General features: G+C 46.8%; 14 protein-coding genes. 5 read left to right on the forward strand and 9 right to left on the reverse strand.

From position 1 onward, the window contains the following. The first annotated feature begins 40 nt into the window (after positions 1 to 40). Positions 41 to 2,461: an ABC transporter permease gene (locus K339_RS0113440; protein WP_028524054.1), complete on the forward strand. Its 2,421-nt coding sequence runs from the start codon at positions 41 to 43 to the stop codon at positions 2,459 to 2,461. Positions 2,462 to 2,557: 96 nt separating this feature from the next. Here K339_RS0113440 and K339_RS0113445 read toward each other — a convergent pair whose 3' ends face one another. Continuing rightward, positions 2,558 to 3,550, reverse strand: coding sequence for a hypothetical protein (locus K339_RS0113445; protein ID WP_157607588.1), 993 nt, complete (start codon positions 3,548 to 3,550; stop codon positions 2,558 to 2,560). 33 nt (positions 3,551 to 3,583) lie between these two features. Next, complete coding sequence (locus K339_RS0113450; RefSeq protein ID WP_028524056.1) at positions 3,584 to 6,523, reverse strand: FAD-binding and (Fe-S)-binding domain-containing protein; 2,940 nt, start codon at positions 6,521 to 6,523, stop codon at positions 3,584 to 3,586. Between the two features lie 80 nt (positions 6,524 to 6,603). On the opposite strand from K339_RS0113450, the gene prmA reads away from it, so the two are divergent. The 3 genes from prmA (at position 6,604) to K339_RS0113470 (ending at position 9,163) form a co-directional block, all read left to right on the forward strand. Beyond that, a complete protein-coding gene (gene prmA, locus K339_RS0113455; protein ID WP_028524057.1) occupies positions 6,604 to 7,437 on the forward strand; it encodes a 50S ribosomal protein L11 methyltransferase in 834 nt (277 codons plus the stop codon). Then, positions 7,434 to 8,255 carry an NAD(P)H-binding protein gene (locus K339_RS0113460; RefSeq protein ID WP_037300321.1) on the forward strand — a complete coding sequence of 274 codons (822 nt, stop codon included), beginning with the start codon at positions 7,434 to 7,436 and terminating at the stop codon, positions 8,253 to 8,255. Before prmA ends, K339_RS0113460 begins: the two co-directional genes overlap by 4 nt. A gap of 395 nt (positions 8,256 to 8,650) precedes the next feature. After that, positions 8,651 to 9,163 carry an RNA polymerase sigma factor gene (locus K339_RS0113470; RefSeq protein WP_028524059.1) on the forward strand — a complete coding sequence of 171 codons (513 nt, stop codon included), beginning with the start codon at positions 8,651 to 8,653 and terminating at the stop codon, positions 9,161 to 9,163. 282 nt (positions 9,164 to 9,445) lie between these two features. Here the strand turns inward: K339_RS0113470 and murB are convergent, their stop codons facing one another. The 6 genes from murB to K339_RS0113500 all read right to left on the reverse strand — a co-directional run bounded on the left by murB (position 9,446) and on the right by K339_RS0113500 (position 15,863). Then, positions 9,446 to 10,465, reverse strand: coding sequence for a UDP-N-acetylmuramate dehydrogenase (gene murB, locus K339_RS0113475; RefSeq protein WP_028524060.1), 1,020 nt, complete (start codon positions 10,463 to 10,465; stop codon positions 9,446 to 9,448). 46 nt (positions 10,466 to 10,511) lie between these two features. Beyond that, on the reverse strand, positions 10,512 to 11,705 hold the full coding sequence (locus tag K339_RS0113480) for an RsmB/NOP family class I SAM-dependent RNA methyltransferase (RefSeq protein WP_028524061.1): 1,194 nt from the start codon (positions 11,703 to 11,705) through the stop codon (positions 10,512 to 10,514). Positions 11,706 to 11,884: 179 nt separating this feature from the next. Continuing rightward, complete coding sequence (locus tag K339_RS0113485; RefSeq protein WP_028524062.1) at positions 11,885 to 13,222, reverse strand: GntP family permease; 1,338 nt, start codon at positions 13,220 to 13,222, stop codon at positions 11,885 to 11,887. Between the two features lie 46 nt (positions 13,223 to 13,268). After that, the gene (locus K339_RS0113490) at positions 13,269 to 13,664 is read right to left on the reverse strand and encodes a hypothetical protein (RefSeq protein WP_037300324.1); all 396 of its coding nucleotides are present in this window, start codon (positions 13,662 to 13,664) and stop codon (positions 13,269 to 13,271) included. A gap of 12 nt (positions 13,665 to 13,676) precedes the next feature. Further along, positions 13,677 to 14,909: a sulfite oxidase gene (locus K339_RS0113495; protein ID WP_028524064.1), complete on the reverse strand. Its 1,233-nt coding sequence runs from the start codon at positions 14,907 to 14,909 to the stop codon at positions 13,677 to 13,679. 33 nt (positions 14,910 to 14,942) lie between these two features. Continuing rightward, positions 14,943 to 15,863, reverse strand: coding sequence for a LysR substrate-binding domain-containing protein (locus tag K339_RS0113500; RefSeq protein WP_310586625.1), 921 nt, complete (start codon positions 15,861 to 15,863; stop codon positions 14,943 to 14,945). An 83-nt stretch (positions 15,864 to 15,946) separates the two neighbouring features. On the opposite strand from K339_RS0113500, the gene K339_RS0113505 reads away from it, so the two are divergent. Continuing rightward, on the forward strand, positions 15,947 to 16,903 hold the full coding sequence (locus K339_RS0113505; protein WP_028524066.1) for an AAA family ATPase: 957 nt from the start codon (positions 15,947 to 15,949) through the stop codon (positions 16,901 to 16,903). Here the strand turns inward: K339_RS0113505 and K339_RS33615 are convergent. After that, positions 16,872 to 17,771, reverse strand: a complete 900-nt coding sequence (locus tag K339_RS33615) for a lysophospholipid acyltransferase family protein (RefSeq protein WP_037300329.1) — start codon at positions 17,769 to 17,771, stop codon at positions 16,872 to 16,874. The two genes, K339_RS0113505 and K339_RS33615, sit on opposite strands and share 32 nt — an antisense overlap. Positions 17,772 to 17,811: the final 40 nt, after the last annotated feature.

Consider the following 17,811-nt stretch of genomic DNA (forward strand, 5'->3'; position numbering starts at 1 on the left):
GCGATAAGAAATTAGTATAGAACTAACTAAACCTTGGGCTATGATTGGAAGCTACATTAAAACATCACGCCGCAATTTATTGCGCAATAAGCTATTCTCTTTCATCAACATTGTTGGTCTTGCCATCAGTATGTCGGTGGGGTTGCTTTTAATCGCTTTTGTGCTGGATCTTTATTCGTACGATAAGTTTCACGATAAGGGCGACAGAATCTACCGTCTCACCAACATTGGGACGGTCAATGGGGAACAAAGCGGTAAATACGCTGCCACCTCGATAAAGGTGGGAAAACTCATTCAGGAAAAAGTGGCAGGGGCTGAAGAGGTGGCGATTGTTGGGAATGACTTTTCACAAGACGCCAAAGTGGGAGCTCATGTGCTTCCTATCAAGGGTTTTTGGGCAACCCCGTCGTTTTTCAACGTATTTAGCTTCTCGATGCGAGCAGGAAGTGTAGCAACTGCTCTGAAAGAACCGTATTCGATTGTGCTAACAGAAACCGCTGCCCGAAAGCTTTTTGGCCGCGAAGATGTGCTTGGGGAGGCAGTTAGGTTTGATACCCTCAATTACCAAGTGACAGGAGTCATGCAGGATGTCCCGTTTTTTTCGCATATTCATTTTGAGGCGTTAGTTTCTCTATCAACGGCCGAACAGCTCAACAAAGGCAAGAGTTTGGATCAATGGCTTGGCAAATGGTCTAATTACGTGTATCTTTTACTGCCTGAAAACGGCGATGTTGCGACGGTTCAGTCGCAGCTAGAAACGGTGGCGAAAGAAGAAAACCTCACTAATGACAATACAAAGATAAAACTTGAACTTCTTCCCTTGTACAATATTGTGGTGGGCGAAACGCTCCGCCGAACCGAGGGCGGGCCTGGTGCGGTGGGGCCTCACATGCCGCCCATGGTTTTGTGGATACTTGTGGGGCTTGCTTTGGTGGTGATTTTATCGGCCTGTTTCAACTATACCAACCTTTCGATTGCTCGTGCCATGCGCCGTTTCAAAGAAGTGGGGCTCCGCAAAGCGATTGGGGCAGGGAAAAGTGAGGTACGGCAACAGTTTTTGGTAGAAGCCATTATGATTTCGCTGGCAGCGCTGGTGTTGTCTTTTGTCCTATTCATTATTCTGCGGCCGATACTGATTAGCCTAGCCCCCGAAATGCAACAAACGGTACAACTTGAACTCACGCCGTGGATGGTACTAGCTTTTGTCCTTTTTTCGGTAACGGTGGGTCTTATGGCAGGTTTTATGCCTGCGTTGTTCTTTTCAAAAGTCAGTGCGATGAGTGCTCTTCGAAACGTGTCGAACGTGAAGGTATTCAAACACCTTACCCTAAGGCGAGCCCTTGTGGTGGTTCAGTACACCCTCACTTTGATATTTATTACAACTACGGCCGTTGGGTATGTGCAGTACAAAAACATCCTTTCTTTTGACTTGGGGTTCAGTACCGAAAACATTCTCAACATTGACATGCAGGGTAACCGACCCGATGCCTTTGTCAAACAACTGAGCGAAATGCCCGAAGTGACTGCTTTGTCGCGGTCGGTCATTGTGACAAGCGTGGGGAATGCTTGGGGAGGTTTTGTCAAGTACCAAAATTCCCTCGACTCGGCGCTGGTGATGACCAATAACGTGGACGAAAACTACCTAACCTTGCATGCGTACCAACTTATTGCGGGGGGAAGTTTTAAGACGCACCCCACTACCTCAATGGCGGCCACCGAAATGATTGTGAACCAGCAGTTTTTAAAACGATTTAACATTGGCCAAAACAACCCCGAAAAAGCAATTGGCCAAGTGGTAACATTTACCAATTTTCAGGGGACTCGCAAAGTAGAAATCGTGGGCGTAATGAAAGATTTTCACTATGGCAAAGTCGATAATCTGATTGAACCCGTTGCTTTTATGCACTGGACGCCCGAGGATAGAGCCGTCGTCAATGTAAAAATCAAAAGCACCGATTTGCTGGCAACAAAGGCCAAAATAGAGGCAGCGTGGAAGGGGCTAGACCGAGTACATCCTTTGGCGGCAAAATTTTATGACGAAGAAATTGAAGAAGCCTACAGTGAGTTTTCTACACTGCTCAAAATCATTGGTTTCCTTGCATTTTTAGCGATATCTATTGCTTCCATGGGTTTGTTTGGAATGGTGGCTTACACTACCGAAACACGGTTGAAAGAGATAAGTGTTCGCAAAGTAATGGGGGCTACGTCGAGCCATCTTATTTATGTGCTTAGTCGTGGGTTTCTCTTTCAGTTGCTGCTTTCGGCGGGTATAGCTTTGCCTGTTACGTATGTTTTCTTTGAACGCTTTGTACTCACCAATTTTCCCTACCATACACCTGTGCAGGTGGTTGAGTTGCTGGCGGGATTATTGGTAGTATTGTTGATTGCTTTTCTGATGATTGGCTCGCAAACGCTCAAAGCAGCAAGAAGCAACCCCGCTGAAGTGTTGAAAAATGAATAAAACGAAGGTGAATAATGTCGAGGGCAGAGTGCAAAATGTCGAATAGGCGGATTTAATTCGACATTCTGCACTCTGCATTCGACACTCTAAATTGGCTTAATTTTTGGGCTTTGCAATGGGTTTGAAGCGCACTTCAGTTGTATAGACTGCGTCATTGATAGCGTCTAAATAGGGAGAAGAGGGAAACTCTTTCTGAAAGCGTTCCAAAAGTGGCTTAAAGTTGGTCGGTTTGCGGTTCATTCCTACGGTCATACGGGCAAAAAGCGAGCGGTGGGTCAGCTGGGCTAGGGTCAACTCGCGCGTATGAGGGAGGTGTTGTAGCCCTTCCGAAAGCGTATCGTAAGACTTTTCCCATTGGCTGCTGTCGGCAATCACAAATACCCCTCGCACCATACCCATGTCTAAACTCGTTCCCAAAAAATGCTGGTTAACAGACGAGATATACAAATCCGCGATGCGGGCATCGTCTGAAAGGAGTTTAAACGGCGGTTTTTCGTTGATGTACAGTTCACCCTGCGACCGAATGTGCGCTTGTTTACGAATATATTTTTGCCCTTCAATGGACGCCATGACGTAGGTGTTCACAAACGAATGGGTAGTATCACACGTTCGTTGGAAGCGCTCCCAATACTGATCCGCGAGGTCATTGACGATGGTGCTATAATTATCCAACGACATGTGCCTCACCAGCGGTTTATCGGCCAAAGAATCTCGTCCAAGAAGCATACTTTCGTATAAAAAATGATGCAAAGCTCCTGTACGCCCCTGAACCTGAGGTGACTGGGTACGACTTGGGTTGCAAAAAACGAGGGTGTCGTTGGGCGACAAAATAAAATCAACCCGATAACCAAGGCAATCAATGGAAACTTTCTGGGGTGTTTCTAAACGAATATCGGTTTCAAAGTTGCCGTGATTATCCGTATGCCCTTTCGCAATTGAACTCGACGAATAGAAGGAGTTTGAGAGTCTGATTGAAATTTGGTATTGGGAAGATGGAAAGCCCTCAAAATGCCCCCGAATGTGGACATTGGGTTGCGCAAGGCACTGCATCGCTCCCAATAACAACGTACACAAAAATCGCATCTTCATTTGGTGTAAATAAATAGTGATTAAGGGTCAATTTTAACGCAAGGCATTCCACAAAATCTCAATCGGATGGAGGGCTTTTTTGCCCGTACCGTCTTTGATTTGGTGACGGCAACTGGTGCCTGGTGCGGCGATAAGCACATCGTCGGGCTGTTGTCGAACCGTAGGAAAAAGCACCAATTCTCCTACTTGCATCGAAAGTTCGTAATGTTCTTGCTCATATCCAAATGACCCCGCCATTCCACAACACCCCGACGGAATTAGCTGTACCTGATAGTTTTGTGGCAATGACAACATTTTCTTCGTAGGGGTCAGTGATCCAAGGGCTTTTTGGTGGCAGTGACCGTGTAGTTTTATGAGCTGGCGGTCGTTGGTAAACTGCGCGCTTCCTATTTTCTTCGCGTCGATTTCACGGGCAATAAATTCGTCAAACAGCAACGCATTTTGGGCTAATTTTTGGGCGTCTTGACGGAGATTTTCGGGGACTAAATCAAGGTATTCGTCGCGGAAAGTCAATAGAGCGGAAGGTTCGATACCCACCAACGGCGTCTCACCCGAAATCAAGTCTTTCAGCAACGCTACGTTTTGAATAGCAATCTTTTTGGCCTCTTTAACCAGCCCTTTCGAAAGGTACGTGCGGCCGCTTTCGAGGTGATTAGGAATGATAACTTCGTAGCCCAGTTTTTCGAGCAATTGAATCGCTTTTTGCCCAATTTCTACGTCGTTAAAATTAGTAAACTCATCGCAGAAGAGATAGACCTTCCCCTCCCCCTTTGTCTTTTGTCCTCTGCCCTTTGCCCAATGCTTCAACGTCGTGCTACTCAGCATCGGCATGGTACGGTCGGGGTGAAAACCGACGATGCGGTTGGCGATTTTGCGTAAACTTTCAGTGCCAAAAACGGCATTATACGCCCAAGGAACGAGGCTTGCGAGCTTCATCTGTTGCGTAAAGTTGGCAATCAAACGCGCGCGAAATGGTACGCCATTTTTGTCATAATAGCTTTGCAAAAACTCCGCCTTCATTTTGGCAATGTCCACGCTCGACGGGCATTCCGACTTACAGCCTTTGCACGACAAACACAAGTCAAGAATCTCCTTGGTTTCTTCGGCGCTGGTAGCAGTAGGCGTAGCCTCGGTATAAAAGTGACGCAGCATATTGGCACGAGCGCGGGTAGTGTCGCGCTCCCGACGGCTGGCCATGTAGCTAGGGCACATCGTCCCGCCCGTGATTTGGGTTTTGCGACAATCGCCCGAACCGCTGCATTTCTCCGCCAACCGAAGAATACTTTCTTGGTGGCTAAAATCAAAAACGGTTTCGGTTTTGGGCGCAATTTGGTCGGGTTGGTAGCGCAGAAATTCGTTCATGGGCGGCGTATCCACGATTTTGCCACGGTTAAATACGCCGTTAGGGTCAAAAATAGCTTTGACTTTTCTAAATAGCTCATACACCTGCTCACCCATCATAAACGGAATAAACTCGCCGCGCAGACGTCCGTCGCCGTGCTCGCCCGAGAGCGAGCCGTTGTATTTTTTGAGTAACACGGCTGTGTCGGCCAAAATCGCCCGAAAAGTAGCTTTTCCTTCCGATGTTTTCAGGTTGACCATTGGCTCTACGTGCAGCTCACCCGCGCCCGCGTGGGCATAATAAGAAGCGTGAACTCCGTGTTTTTGAAGCACTTCGCCCAAGTCTTGAATGTAATCGGGAAGGTCTTCTACGGCCACGGCACAGTCTTCAATGAGGTTGACGGGCTGGGTGTCACCTGGAAGGTTGCGGATAAGTCCCAAACCTGCTTTGCGTACATCCCACGCTTTTTTAGATTCTTCGCCAAACAGAAGCGGGTAAGCATAGCCCAAATTGGCCGCTTTTAGCTCAATCACTAAGCGACTGGCCATGGCTTCTACTTCGGGGCGGGTCGAAGCGCCAAACTCGACCATCAGCATGGCAGCGGGGTCGCCTTCGATAAAAAAGCGATTGTGGCGGTATTCGTTGTGGCCTTTGGTAAAATCCATGATGTATTTGTCCACCAATTCCGACGCCAACGGTTGATGTCGCATGGCAAGGCCATTGGCCAACAGCGACTCGTGCAACGATGTGCAGTGAATGCACAACAAGCCCAACTCGGCAGGAGGCAGCGGCAATAAATTCAGTTTGGCTTCGGTCACAAAACACAGCGTTCCTTCCGAACCTGCAATGAGTCGGCACAGGTTAAACGCTTCCGTTCCGCCAAAAGGAACCGTCTCAAGCAGGGCGTCGAGGGCGTAGCCTGTGTTGCGCCGAGTGACGGTTTTTTTGGGGAAGTTTTTATGAATTTCTTCTTGGTAAGAAGGCGTTGAAAGCAGGGCGAAAATCTCGTTGTCGATTTTTTGTCTCAAATCGCCTTCGGTATTTTTTGGAGAATTAGTCTTTGAAGCTTCGGGACCAAAATGAACTTCGCTACCGTCGGAAAGCAGGGCTTTTACTTCCAACAAATGGTCGCGGGTGGTGCCCCAACTGATAGAATGAAGCCCGCAGGAATTGTTGCCAATCATTCCGCCCACCATCGCGCGGCTTGCGGTAGAGGTTTCGGGGCCAAACATCAAGCCGTACGGTTTCAAAAAGGCGTTGAGGTCGTCACGAATAACGCCAGGCTGAACCCGAACCCAGCGTTCTTGCGGGTTGACTTCCAGAATTTTATCAAAATATTTAGAAATATCGACGACAATGCCGTTGCCCACCACTTGCCCCGCAAGCGATGTACCTGCGGCCCTTGGAATAAGCGTAAGTTGGTGGCGGGTAGCAAACGCAATCAATTGTTGAATGTCCTTACTACTGCGTGGCAACGCCACCGCCAAGGGCATTTCTTGATAAACCGAAGCGTCGGTAGAATACAATTTACGAATGGCTTGGTGAGGTGTGGTGGTGTCGAAATACAATTCGCCTTCAAAGTCCGTGGCGAGTTGTTCAAAAGGTAGTGGGGTAGTGGAAACGTAAAACATCAGACATGAATGGTTTGTGCAAATGTAATTTAAAATCAGATTGGACGTACCTTTGCAGCGAAACGGTAATTTATTCAACTATGCCTGCTACTTATTATGAAGCGCGTTTGACGCTCAATCCTGATTTTAACGAAATCGTCATGGCTGAATTAGGCCAAATTGGCTACGAGTCGTTTGTCGAAACCGACGAAGGACTTTTGGCCTATATTATAGATGAACAATTTGACGCTGCTCAACTTCAGCAATTGGTTGACGACTACCAGTCAATGACGCCGATTGCGGTGGAATACCAACAGCTAGAACCCAAAAATTGGAACGAAGAGTGGGAGAAAAACTACCAGCCGATTGAAGTGGCGGGAAAAATCCGCGTACGTGCGTCGTACCACGAACCGAACCCTGCGTTTCAGTACGAAATTGTGATTGACCCCAAAATGTCGTTTGGAACGGGTCATCACGAAACCACTACCTTGGTGATGGAACAACAACTTTCGCTGGATCATCAGGGAAAATCGTTGCTCGACGTGGGAAGTGGCACGGGTATTTTGGCGATTTTGGGAGAAATGTTGGGAGCCACCAAACTCACCGCTTTCGACATCGAGGAATGGGCGTACCTCAATGCCGTCGAAAATGCCGAGATGAATGGTTGTAAACACATGACCGTTTTTCAAGGAACCATCGAAGACTGTCCGCACGATACCTACGATATTGTGTTGGCCAACATCAACCGCAACATCCTCCTTCGTGAAATCCCTATCTATGAAACGTTTTTGAAAGCAGGTGGTACGATGATGGTAAGCGGTTTTTACGAGTTTGATATAGCGGATATTACGCAAAAAGCAGAAGAAGTTGGGCTAAAGTTAGTAGCTCAAAAAACGCTGAACCAATGGGCAACCTTACGTTTTGAAAAACCATGAAAGTAAGCATTTTAGGGTGTGGCTGGCTGGGCTTGCCTTTGGCCAAAAAACTCATCGAACAAGGGCACGTAGTAAGGGGCTCAACAACCCGTGCCGAAAAACTGAGCGAACTGCGTCAGGCGGGGATTGAGCCGCTTTGGCTGCAATTGTCGCCCGAACCGAAAGGAATAGGCTGGGACTATTTATTGGATACGGAAGTGTTGGTCGTAAATATCCCGCCAAGATTGGCTCAAACGGGTGCGACGTTTCATCCTGCCCAAATCGGGTACTTGGCCACTTTGCTAAAAAATAGTTCGGTGCAGCGTGTGATTTACGTAAGTTCAACGTCGGTATATGCCGATGACAATCGGACGGCGGTAGAAGACGACGTAACAACGCCCGAGCAGTCGGCGGCACCTGCCTTGGTGGAAGCCGAGCGTATCATTCAGGAGGTAGGAAAAACGTGGCTAGTGCTTCGTTGCGGTGGCTTGATGGGCTACGAGCGCATTCCTGCGAAATACGTATCGGGCAAAAAAAATCTGACGACGGGGCATTTACCCGTCAATTACCTGCACCGCGACGACGCCATCGGAATCATTGAAACGTTTTTATCTTTACCCAACGAAGCCTGGAATCAAACCTATAATGTGGTTTCGCCCCAACATCCTACTCGCCGCGAGGTTTATTTGGGGAGCTGCGAACCGTTTGGGTATATTCCTCCAACGTTTGAGGATGATGCTTCAGCGCCTTACAAATTGATTTCGTCGGAGCGCCTGCAAACGCACCTTCCCTATTCGTTTTTGTACCCAAACCCTTTAGATTTTTATTACGCACTTTAAAAGGTCTCTCATTTTGAGATAAGTAGATACCCAAAAAAGCGCCATCGAAAGTGGCGCTTTTTTGTTGTGCTCTTTGGTAAATGGTGGCTATTTTGTTTAATGTATTGTTTTTTAATATTAAACAGGTATTAGAGTTTCTTATTTTGTTTAACTTATTTTGATATAAATTAAACAAAATAAGAAATTGTACTTTTTTGTGCTAAAGGCCGCTTTTGCGCCGATTTTTGACATATTTTTTTGGAAAAAAGGCGCTATAAAAGACATTAAAACTAGTCGCTTAGAATAAAATTAGTATGATTTTGTTCTATAATTTCCAAAATAGGTTTGGTATTGTAAAATGTTATTGTTTAACTTTGCTTCATAAAGATTAAACAAAAATCAACAATCCCAAAACCATGACCGCCATAGAATTCACTTACAATATTTCAAAAGTTTCAAAGTCATTGAAACCATTTGCAATGCGCCTCACCAAAGACAGTGATGATGCCAATGATTTGCTTCAAGATACCTTGTTGAAGGCGTTTACTAACCGTGAAAAATATGCTGATGGAACGAACCTGAAAGCGTGGCTCTACACGATTATGAAGAATACCTTTATCACCAACTATCAGCGCATGGTGAGAAAGAATACCTTCATCGACGAATCTGAAAATTTGCATTACATCAATTCGCTTGAGAATAGCACTGATAACGAAGCCCCTTCGAACTTTGTAATGAATGACATCAATCGGGCCGTAGATTCGTTAGAAGAATCGTTCCGTACGCCGTTTATGATGCACTACCGAGGGTTCAAATACCATGAAATTGCGGAGCGTTTGCGTATTCCGATTGGGACAGTGAAAAACAGGATTCACATTGCCCGAAAAGAATTGAAAGACAAATTGTACGTGTACGAACACGCATTTTAGGGGAGAATAGACAAATTCGGGCAGTTGGCCGTTTAAAGGGAACTTTTCAGTTGTCCTTAGAACGATTTGGCGAAGATTTTATGTTATAAAAAGCGCAGTGAGTGAATTAGGCTGCTACAGATAAGTTTTAACAACTCTCCAATAAATATAAACCAAAAAGACGAAAAAAGGAGAGTAAAAAGATATAGAGGTTTGTTTTTTAAGGAAACATCAAAAATTTTAATTTTTGGTTAAAAAAGAGGAAGGTTCCGAAAAGTTGGCTAGTTTCTGGCCAACTTTTTTTTATATGAAGTTCACCTCTGTATGTAACCGGATGCCAAATTGCTCTTCGACGGAGTTTTGAATTTTATAAGCAAGCTGTTGTATATCAGCGCCTTTTCCCCCGCCGTAGTTTACCAGTACCAGCGCTTGTCGGGTATGAACTCCAATGCTGCCAAAACGCTTTCCTTTCCAACCGTTTTGCTCAATCAACCAACCTGCGGGCACTTTTACGGTCGTGTCGTTGATAACATAGCCTGGAATGGATGGGTATTGGATTTTAAGTGCTTCGTACTGCGAAGCAGGAATTTCGGGGTTTTTGAAAAAACTGCCCGCGTTTCCGATTTCGGCGGGGTCGGGGAGTTTACTACGTCTAATTTTGATGACGGCCTCACTTACTGCTCGAATGCTTAATTCCTTCACGCCCATTTGCGTAAGGGTCGTTTGAATGTCGCCGTACGATACCTGAAAAGTAGGCTGTTTGGCCAGCTTAAACTGAACACTGCTGATGATATATTGGCCTTTCACTTCGTTTTTAAACACACTATCGCGGTAGCCAAAGCGACAATCAGCATTGGTAAAAATGTGTTTCTCGCCCGTAGATAACTGTACTGCTTCGAGGCGGTCGAAGGTGTCTTTGATTTCGACACCGTACGCACCAATATTTTGCATAGGTGCGGCTCCGACGGTACCAGGGATCAAAGACAAATTTTCGATGCCAGCCCAGCCTTTTTCGACGCAGTGCATCACAAAACCGTGCCAACTTTCACCAGCTCCAGCCCGTACCCACACGTGTTCTTGGTCTTCTTTCACAACTTGAATGCCTTTGAGATTGATTTTGACCGCCAACCCATTGAAGTCTTGCGTGAGGAGAAGGTTGCTGCCCCCGCCCAAAATAAGCATAGGGGACGTGTGTGCATTCGGAAGCTGAAGGAGTGTCTGAATATCTTCTTCGTTTTCTACTTCTACCAAGTAGCGTGCGGTGGCATCGATACCGAAGGTATTATACGGCTTGAGTGAAACGTTGCTTTGAATGGTAAGCATTATGGGTGAGTGGTTCCTTGGACAAATAACGTAAAAAAGGTGGTTTTTAACAAGGTTTTACCAACGATGCCATATAAAACCCGTCGAATCCGTTGCGGGCGGGAGAGGTGCGCGTTTCGGTTTCAAGCGTCCATTGTTGGCCTTGCTCTTTTAGAAAGCGCTGCACCTGATTTTCGCTTTCCGAGGGTAGAATACTACAAGTGGCATAGACTAATTTGCCGCCAGGTTTGACCATTTGTGAGTAATGGCTTAAAATATCGTACTGCGTTTGGCGAATTTGTTCCAAAAATTCGGGCATAATTTTCCATTTAGAATCAGGATTTCGCCGAAGTACTCCCAAACCCGAGCAAGGCACATCTAACAAAACGCGATCGGCAGTTTCGCGGAGACGCTTGATGGTTTTGGCTTCGATGAGGCGCGTTTCTACGTTACTTACCCCATTGCGGCGAGCGCGGCGGCGAAGTTCGTCTAGTTTCCAGTTTTCTACGTCCATGGCAATCAATCGCCCTTGGTTTTGCATCAATGCTGCTAGATGCAGGGTTTTTCCACCCGCGCCTGCACAAGCATCAATGACCCGCATTCCAGGCTGAACGTCGAGCGTGGGAGCAATCACCTGCGAACCCGCGTCTTGAACCTCAAAAAAGCCATTTTTGAACGCTTCCGTTTGAAATACATTTTTCTTTTCTGTCAACGCCAACGCAGACGGCAACGAAGGAAGTGGGTTCGTCTGAATGCCATCTTCCGCCAGCTGCTTTTGAAGTGCTTCGCGGTTGGTTTTGAGGGTATTGACGCGTAAAACAACGGGGGCGGTTTGGTTGAGCGCGTGCAGCTCATCGTCCCATTTCTCTCCTAATTCCGAAGCGCCCACTTCGTCGAGCCAATCGGGGATAGATTCGCGGACTTTTCGGATTTTCTTGGCTTCTTCGTAAGCGTGACGAATACGCTGCGGCTGAATGTGGGCAAATTCGGTCCAGGCAGGAAGTTCGTTGCCTTTGAGGGTCTGCCAAATGGCAAAAATATCGCTGTAAGCGGGTCGTTCTTCTTGGCTTACAAACAATAACAACCGCCACCAGCGGACGATTTCGTAGGTATTTTCGGCAATAAAACCGCGGTCGCGAGCGCCCCATTTACGGTTTGATTTGAGGACTTGCTCAATCACTTTATCGGCTTGACGGCCTTTTTCAAAAATTTCGCCGAGCGAAAAAACAATCGCTTCGACCAACACACGGTGGTATCTCATTCGGGGAAGATGGACAAATATTCCTCAAAAGTACAAGAAATTCTGCGAATGTCGAAGGTGGACGAGGGCGCCCGAGCGATGTAGCGTGTCGAATAATTGTGCCGAAGGGGGCTCATAATGGCGTGCTGAGGGTTGCTCACAACCCGAATACGTCGATTTGTGAGCAACCCTCAACACGTTTACAGAAGAAAAAACTTCAAAAGATAAACCATGCCCAATGCGACCAGGCCCATCAGGGTAGAGGCTGGTGAAAAGAGACGCAAGGTCTGAGATACGCTCAGATTGCCAAAGCGGGAAATGACCCAGAAGTAAGAATCGTTGGCGTGTGAAGTCACCATCGAACCTGCGCCCGTAGCAAGTAGGGCCAGCATCGTGCCAGTTTCGGAAGCAAAACCTAATGAATCTAACAAAGGCGCAATTAACGAAGCAGTAGAGACAACAGCAACCGTCGAAGACCCTTGGGCGGTTTTGAAAATAGCGGCTAACCCAAACGGGATAAGTAGTCCCCAGCCACCCGAAGCAATGGCCGAACCATAGACTTTTCCGAGTTCAAGTCCTTTGATGATTTCTCCAAAAGCTCCCCCCGCCGCCGTTACAATCAAAATCGGTCCTGCTTTGGAGATGGCATCGTCGAAAAGGGCATTGAGTTGCTCCTTTTGCAGTGGACGAAACAATGGTAAGGTCAGCAGTAAGCCAACAATAAGGGCAGGAATAGGCTCACCCAAAAACTTGACCATTGTAAGTAAAACAGGAGGTAATGTTTCGGGGCTGAGTAATACGACCGATTTGAGCGAAATAAGGGCAATAGGAATGATAATCGGTAGAAATGAGGGCAAAGGAGAAGGAAGATTTTCGGTCGGAATTGTCGGGGTAGGTAAGGGATTTTTATCGGGCGTTTCTATTTTGGGAGTTGGTTGGGCAAGACTGTACAGATACCCTACAATGGCAGCGGGTAATGCGACCACTACGCCTAATAACATGGCTTTTCCTAAATCGACACTCAGAACGCCAGCGGCGGCGGTGATTCCAGGGTGCGGAGGAACCAAGCAATGCACCGCATAAAGCGAAGTAGCCAAACAGCCTACAAGAGATATTCGCTTTTGGGGTAATTGAAGCCCCAAAGAAACGACAAGCCCGCTCAATACGACAAAGCCTGAGTCGCAAAAAATCGGTAGTCCAATCAAAAAACCAATGATACTGACGGCCAAGGGAGCGTAGCGTTCGCCCGTTTTAGTTAAAACAAAATGGGCAAGACTGAGGGTGGCGTTGGTTTTATCTAAAATAACACCCAGCGTAGCTCCCAATATAATCAGTAAACCAATTTTTTCGAGTGTACCTCCAAAACCTACTTTGAGGGCTTTGAGTACATTTTCTCCGTCCATCCCTGCGGCAAATCCTACGCCCATCGCTACGAGTACCAGCACAAAAAAGGTGTTGAACTTGTATCGTGAGCTTAAAATGATGATGGCTAAAATGCTGATAAACAGTAGAGCACTGACGAAGAAAGGCGAGAGCATTGTAAGGAGAGGTTTAGTCTATTATCATTGAAACTCATTAAGTTCATTATTTCTCTAATTTATACCATTTTACATTACGCAATGCCTCGCGCCGCGAGTAGGCACTTTGGCTAGGAGCGTAGTGTTTGGCTAGGTAATCGAGAACCGTTTTTTCTGATTCTCCCAAATCCCACAATTTATGATTGCGCTGCATCCAGCGAATTTTACTCAACCATTCGTCGCGGGTAAAGCGATGCTGAAGAATGAGTTTTGGGGAATGGCAACTCGTACATTGAGCCTTCACAATCATGAAGTTAGGGTCGAGGGCCAATCCTGTTTCTTTATCGATACTGTCGGCAACGGCGGTCAGTGTCGCTGACGGATGGGCGGACGGCTCGCGGCGAATGGCCGCGAAACAAAACGCCACCACGGCCGCACAAAAGAATACGATGTTCGTTTTCATAGTGAAATGGGGTTAAACGACTTTAACGGCAATACGGTGACAAGCATTGTTGAGATAACCGCCTGGGTTCCACGCAGGAATCACCATCGGTTGCGACACCCCGTTTGTGTCGATGGCACGAGCCCAAACTTCATAATAGCCTTTTTGAGGAAAGGATAATTGGGCCGACCACTGTTGCCACGCCAAACGGTTTTTAGCCGCGTTGAGCGTCGCTTTTTGCCAGGTTGATCCGTAGTCAATCGAGGTCATTACTTCTTTGACTGCTACGTCGCCTGCCCACGCGTGGCCGCGTAGTGCAAGCGATTTTCCTGCATCAAGCATTGCCCCCGTTTTAGGGAACGTAATAAGCGATTTTACGGGCATCGACTCAATGATGCGGAAGTTTTCGGGCGTTTCTGCTAGTTTTTCCCCTGGCATCACAGTTTGGCGCGGTACTCGGTAGCTGTGGCCGTCCATTTTGGCACCGTCGTGTTCTTTGTTGCGTACTGCAATGGTGTGAAGCCATTTGCCCGATACCGATGCAGGCCAGCCACCTACCACAAGGCGCAGCGGAAAACCGTGCATGAGCGGGAGGTCTTTGCCGTTGAGCGCCCACGCAATGAGGGTTTCTTCTTCCAAGGCTTTTTTGATGGGAACGCCGCGCGAAATCACCACTTTACTCGGGTCGCGGCTCGGATGCAGGTCTTTGCCATAATACCCAATATAAACGGCATCGTCTTTTAGACCCACGTCGTTCAAAATATCTTTGAGGCGCACGCCCGTCCATTCGGCACAGCTCACCGCCCCTTGGTCCCACTGATTTCCAGAGGTTTGAGGGACATAACCCGAACGGCCATTGCCGCCGCATTCCAATACCAATTGGTAAGTGTAAGTTTTGAACTTGGCCTTTAAGTCGCTGATTTTGTAGGTTTTGGTTTGCTTGACCGATTCACCTTTGATGGTGAGTGTCCAAGCCGAAGGGTCGATTTTTTCCTCGGGGATGAGTCCGTTGTTACGAATAAACATCCGTTCGACGGGTGTAATGGCATCGTCTAACAAATGGGGTGGCGTTTCTACATTCCACGGTTTGTCACTCAGTACAACCATGTCGGGATGTTTTCCTGCCAACCCTTCGTCGAATGCCAGAGGAACGTGGTGGGGAGGCATGTTTTTGGCAAAAACAATCTCCGTTCCCACCATGCCTGCAAGGGTAGTGAGGGCACTTTTCTTGAGAAAACCTCGGCGATTGTGAATGTGTGAGTTCATAGAAAAATTGAAATAGGTTAGATGGATACGTTGTTATTTTTTAGGATATTCACGAAAGGCAAACCGCATAAATGCCTCGGCCATAGGTTCGGGCTGACCTTGCAGGTGAATGAGCCAAAACTTTCGCAAAAGCGGAAGTCCGTTGATTTTGATTGTTTTCAATTGGCCCGTTGTTAGTTCTTTTTGGATAGAACGAATGGACAAAAAGGCCATGCAATTTGAATGTTCTAGAAACGACTTGATGCTTTCGGTACCTCCTAAGTGCATCACGATTTGAAGCGACGATAGTTTGAGGTTGTGTTCTTTAAGGGCACTTTCAATCACTTCCAACGTTCCTGAGCCTCGTTCGCGCAGTACCAGCGGAATTTTTACTAATTCTTGTACCGAAATCTCGTTGAGGGTGGCTAGCTTACTTTTCACGTGTACGACCGCTACGAGTTCATCGTCCATAAAATCAACGTATTTGATGCCCGATTGGTGTTTTTTCCCTTCCACCACTCCCAAGTCTATTTGGTGGGTAAGAATGGCATTTTCTATCATTTCGGTGTTGCCGTTGAGCAGAGAAAGCTCTACCTGCGGAAACTTTTCGTAATACTTGGCCAAAAGGGGAGCAATCAAATACTGCCCGATGGTCGTACTCGCACCCAGCCGAAGGACACCGTTGTGTTTGTCTTGCAGTGTTCCCAATTCAAACGCGGCTTCTTGGTATAAATGCAAAATCTGCGACGAATAGCGTTTCAAAATTTCGCCCGCTTCGGTCAATACGACTGAATTGCCTTTGCGCTCAAAAAGGCGCGTGCCGTACTGTTGTTCGAGTTCTCGAATGTGCTTGGTAACGGCGGGTTGGCTAACAAACAACTCACTCGCTGCCTTGGTAAAGCTAAGGTGTTGGGCTACACTACAAAAAACTCTTAATCGAAAATCGGACACAGTGCTTATAAATTGGGTTGACATACAAAGTAAATAGAATTGTGAAAATAATGCCCTAAATGCCTAACTTTACGCTTTGAGATTTTGAAAAAAAGCGACAAACCAAGATGTCACAAAAAAAAATAAAAGCTGTTTTTGAAGAAATGGGTAAGGTAGTGGTAGGGCAAGAAACCCTCATCAACCGCCTTTTAGTAGGGCTTTTTACGGGAGGCCATATTTTGTTGGAAGGGGTGCCTGGGTTGGCCAAAACACTGACAGTAAACACCCTAGCCCGTGTGCTAAGTCTCGATTTTCAACGTATCCAATTTACGCCCGACTTGTTGCCTGCTGATATTGTCGGGACGATGATTTATAGACCCAAATTGGGCGATTACGAAGTAAAAAAAGGGCCGATTTTTGCCAATTTGATTTTGGCCGATGAGGTCAACCGTTCGCCTGCTAAAGTGCAGTCAGCGTTGCTTGAAGCCATGCAAGAAAAACAAGTGACCATTGGAGAAGAAACGTTCCAATTGGATCAACCGTTTTTTGTGTTGGCGACTCAAAACCCCGTAGAACAAGAAGGTACGTATCCGCTTCCTGAGGCGCAATTAGACCGTTTTATGATGAAAGTGTTTGTGGATTATCCCACCAAACCGCAAGAATTGGAGGTCATGCGTCGGATGTCGAATCTGGATTATAATTATGAGCCTAAGCCTATTTTGTCCAAAAAAGACATTGCCCAAATCCGCCAGGAAATCAACCAAATCACGTTGTCCGAAACCCTCGAAAACTACATCGTAGAGTTGGTGTTTGCCACGCGTCGCCCGTTGGATTATGCCCTTCGCGAAGAAGCCCGCTATATTCAGTTTGGGGTGTCGCCGCGCGGAACCATCAAACTCAACCTTGCCGCCAAAGCTTTGGCGTACATGGATGGGCGTGACTACGTGCTTCCCGAAGACATCAAAGAAGTAGCTCCCGACGTGTTCAACCACCGTATTATGCTCAACTACGAAGCCGAGGCCGATGGCATCACCACCCGTTTTGTGATTGATTCTATCCTTCGGAAAGTGGCGATTGGGCGGTAGTGCGTTTGTGCTTCCAGCGTTTATGGCTCCATAGCCAAGTCGCAGGTTCTTGACGAATATCAGCTTCGAGCCACTTCATCATTTTTTCGGTGATTTCCCCGTACGCAGTTTCGCGCGGGGTTTCGGTAAGGAGTTCAAAATTAGCGTAGTAGTAGCCGCGTTTTTTTGAATGAATATGTCCAAAAACTACGGGAAGGTCGTATTCTTTGGCGTATTTTTCGGTACCAAACAGAATGGGTGTGTCTTGGTTTAAAAACTGCATCCAATAAGCACTTTCTGGATTGGACGGCGATTGATCCATGGCAAAGGCCGCCGCCACGGGTTGCTCGACCACTTGCTCCCCAAACTGCGATTTTATTTCGTAAATCGATGCTAAGTTTAAGCCTAATTTGCTACGGCTCTGCTTGATTTTTTCGTCAAAAAAACGATTGTTCAAAGGACGATATAAGGCCATTACTTTGTGCTTTACCAGCGGGTCGATGCCCGTCACAAGCCACTCGTAATTGTGGCAGTGCCCCGCCGCAAGAATGACGCTTTTCCCTTGTTTTGCATAATGGTCGAGCAGGTCTAATCCCGTAAAAGATACTCGTTGCATAAATTCGGCACGGGTCATGCTAAATGCTTTGACCGTCTCGATGATAAGCGTACACAAATGCGTGTAAAAGTCGCGGGCAATTTGCTGTACTTCAGCTTCTGATTTTTCGGGGAAAGAGTTACGGATATTTTCTACAACTACTTGTTTGCGGTATCCCACTACGTTGAAAAAAAGCCAACTTAGGCCGTCGGCAATCGCATATAAAAACCCAAACGGAAGGCGTGAGATAGGGATGAGAAGAAAGTAGTAGAAGAAAGCGGATAAATAATACATTCAATTGGCATCGTTTAAAAACAGACCAGACCTATAAGGT

The organism is Runella limosa DSM 17973, from assembly GCF_000482465.1.
In the GTDB taxonomy this organism is placed as follows: domain Bacteria; phylum Bacteroidota; class Bacteroidia; order Cytophagales; family Spirosomataceae; genus Runella; species Runella limosa.

Coding starts and splice junctions, on each gene's coding strand:
- K339_RS0113470 (WP_028524059.1), top strand. CDS start 8,651: ATGACCGCCATAGAATTCACTTACAATATTTCAAAAGTTTCAAAGTCA.
- K339_RS0113440 (WP_028524054.1), top strand. CDS start 41: ATGATTGGAAGCTACATTAAAACATCACGCCGCAATTTATTGCGCAAT.
- K339_RS0113500 (WP_310586625.1), bottom strand. CDS start 15,863: ATGTCAACCCAATTTATAAGCACTGTGTCCGATTTTCGATTAAGAGTT.
- K339_RS33615 (WP_037300329.1), bottom strand. CDS start 17,771: ATGTATTATTTATCCGCTTTCTTCTACTACTTTCTTCTCATCCCTATC.
- K339_RS0113480 (WP_028524061.1), bottom strand. CDS start 11,705: ATGAGATACCACCGTGTGTTGGTCGAAGCGATTGTTTTTTCGCTCGGC.
- prmA (WP_028524057.1), top strand. CDS start 6,604: ATGCCTGCTACTTATTATGAAGCGCGTTTGACGCTCAATCCTGATTTT.
- K339_RS0113505 (WP_028524066.1), top strand. CDS start 15,947: ATGTCACAAAAAAAAATAAAAGCTGTTTTTGAAGAAATGGGTAAGGTA.
- K339_RS0113485 (WP_028524062.1), bottom strand. CDS start 13,222: ATGCTCTCGCCTTTCTTCGTCAGTGCTCTACTGTTTATCAGCATTTTA.
- murB (WP_028524060.1), bottom strand. CDS start 10,465: ATGCTTACCATTCAAAGCAACGTTTCACTCAAGCCGTATAATACCTTC.
- K339_RS0113490 (WP_037300324.1), bottom strand. CDS start 13,664: ATGAAAACGAACATCGTATTCTTTTGTGCGGCCGTGGTGGCGTTTTGT.
- K339_RS0113495 (WP_028524064.1), bottom strand. CDS start 14,909: ATGAACTCACACATTCACAATCGCCGAGGTTTTCTCAAGAAAAGTGCC.
- K339_RS0113445 (WP_157607588.1), bottom strand. CDS start 3,550: ATGAAGATGCGATTTTTGTGTACGTTGTTATTGGGAGCGATGCAGTGC.
- K339_RS0113450 (WP_028524056.1), bottom strand. CDS start 6,523: ATGTTTTACGTTTCCACTACCCCACTACCTTTTGAACAACTCGCCACG.
- K339_RS0113460 (WP_037300321.1), top strand. CDS start 7,434: ATGAAAGTAAGCATTTTAGGGTGTGGCTGGCTGGGCTTGCCTTTGGCC.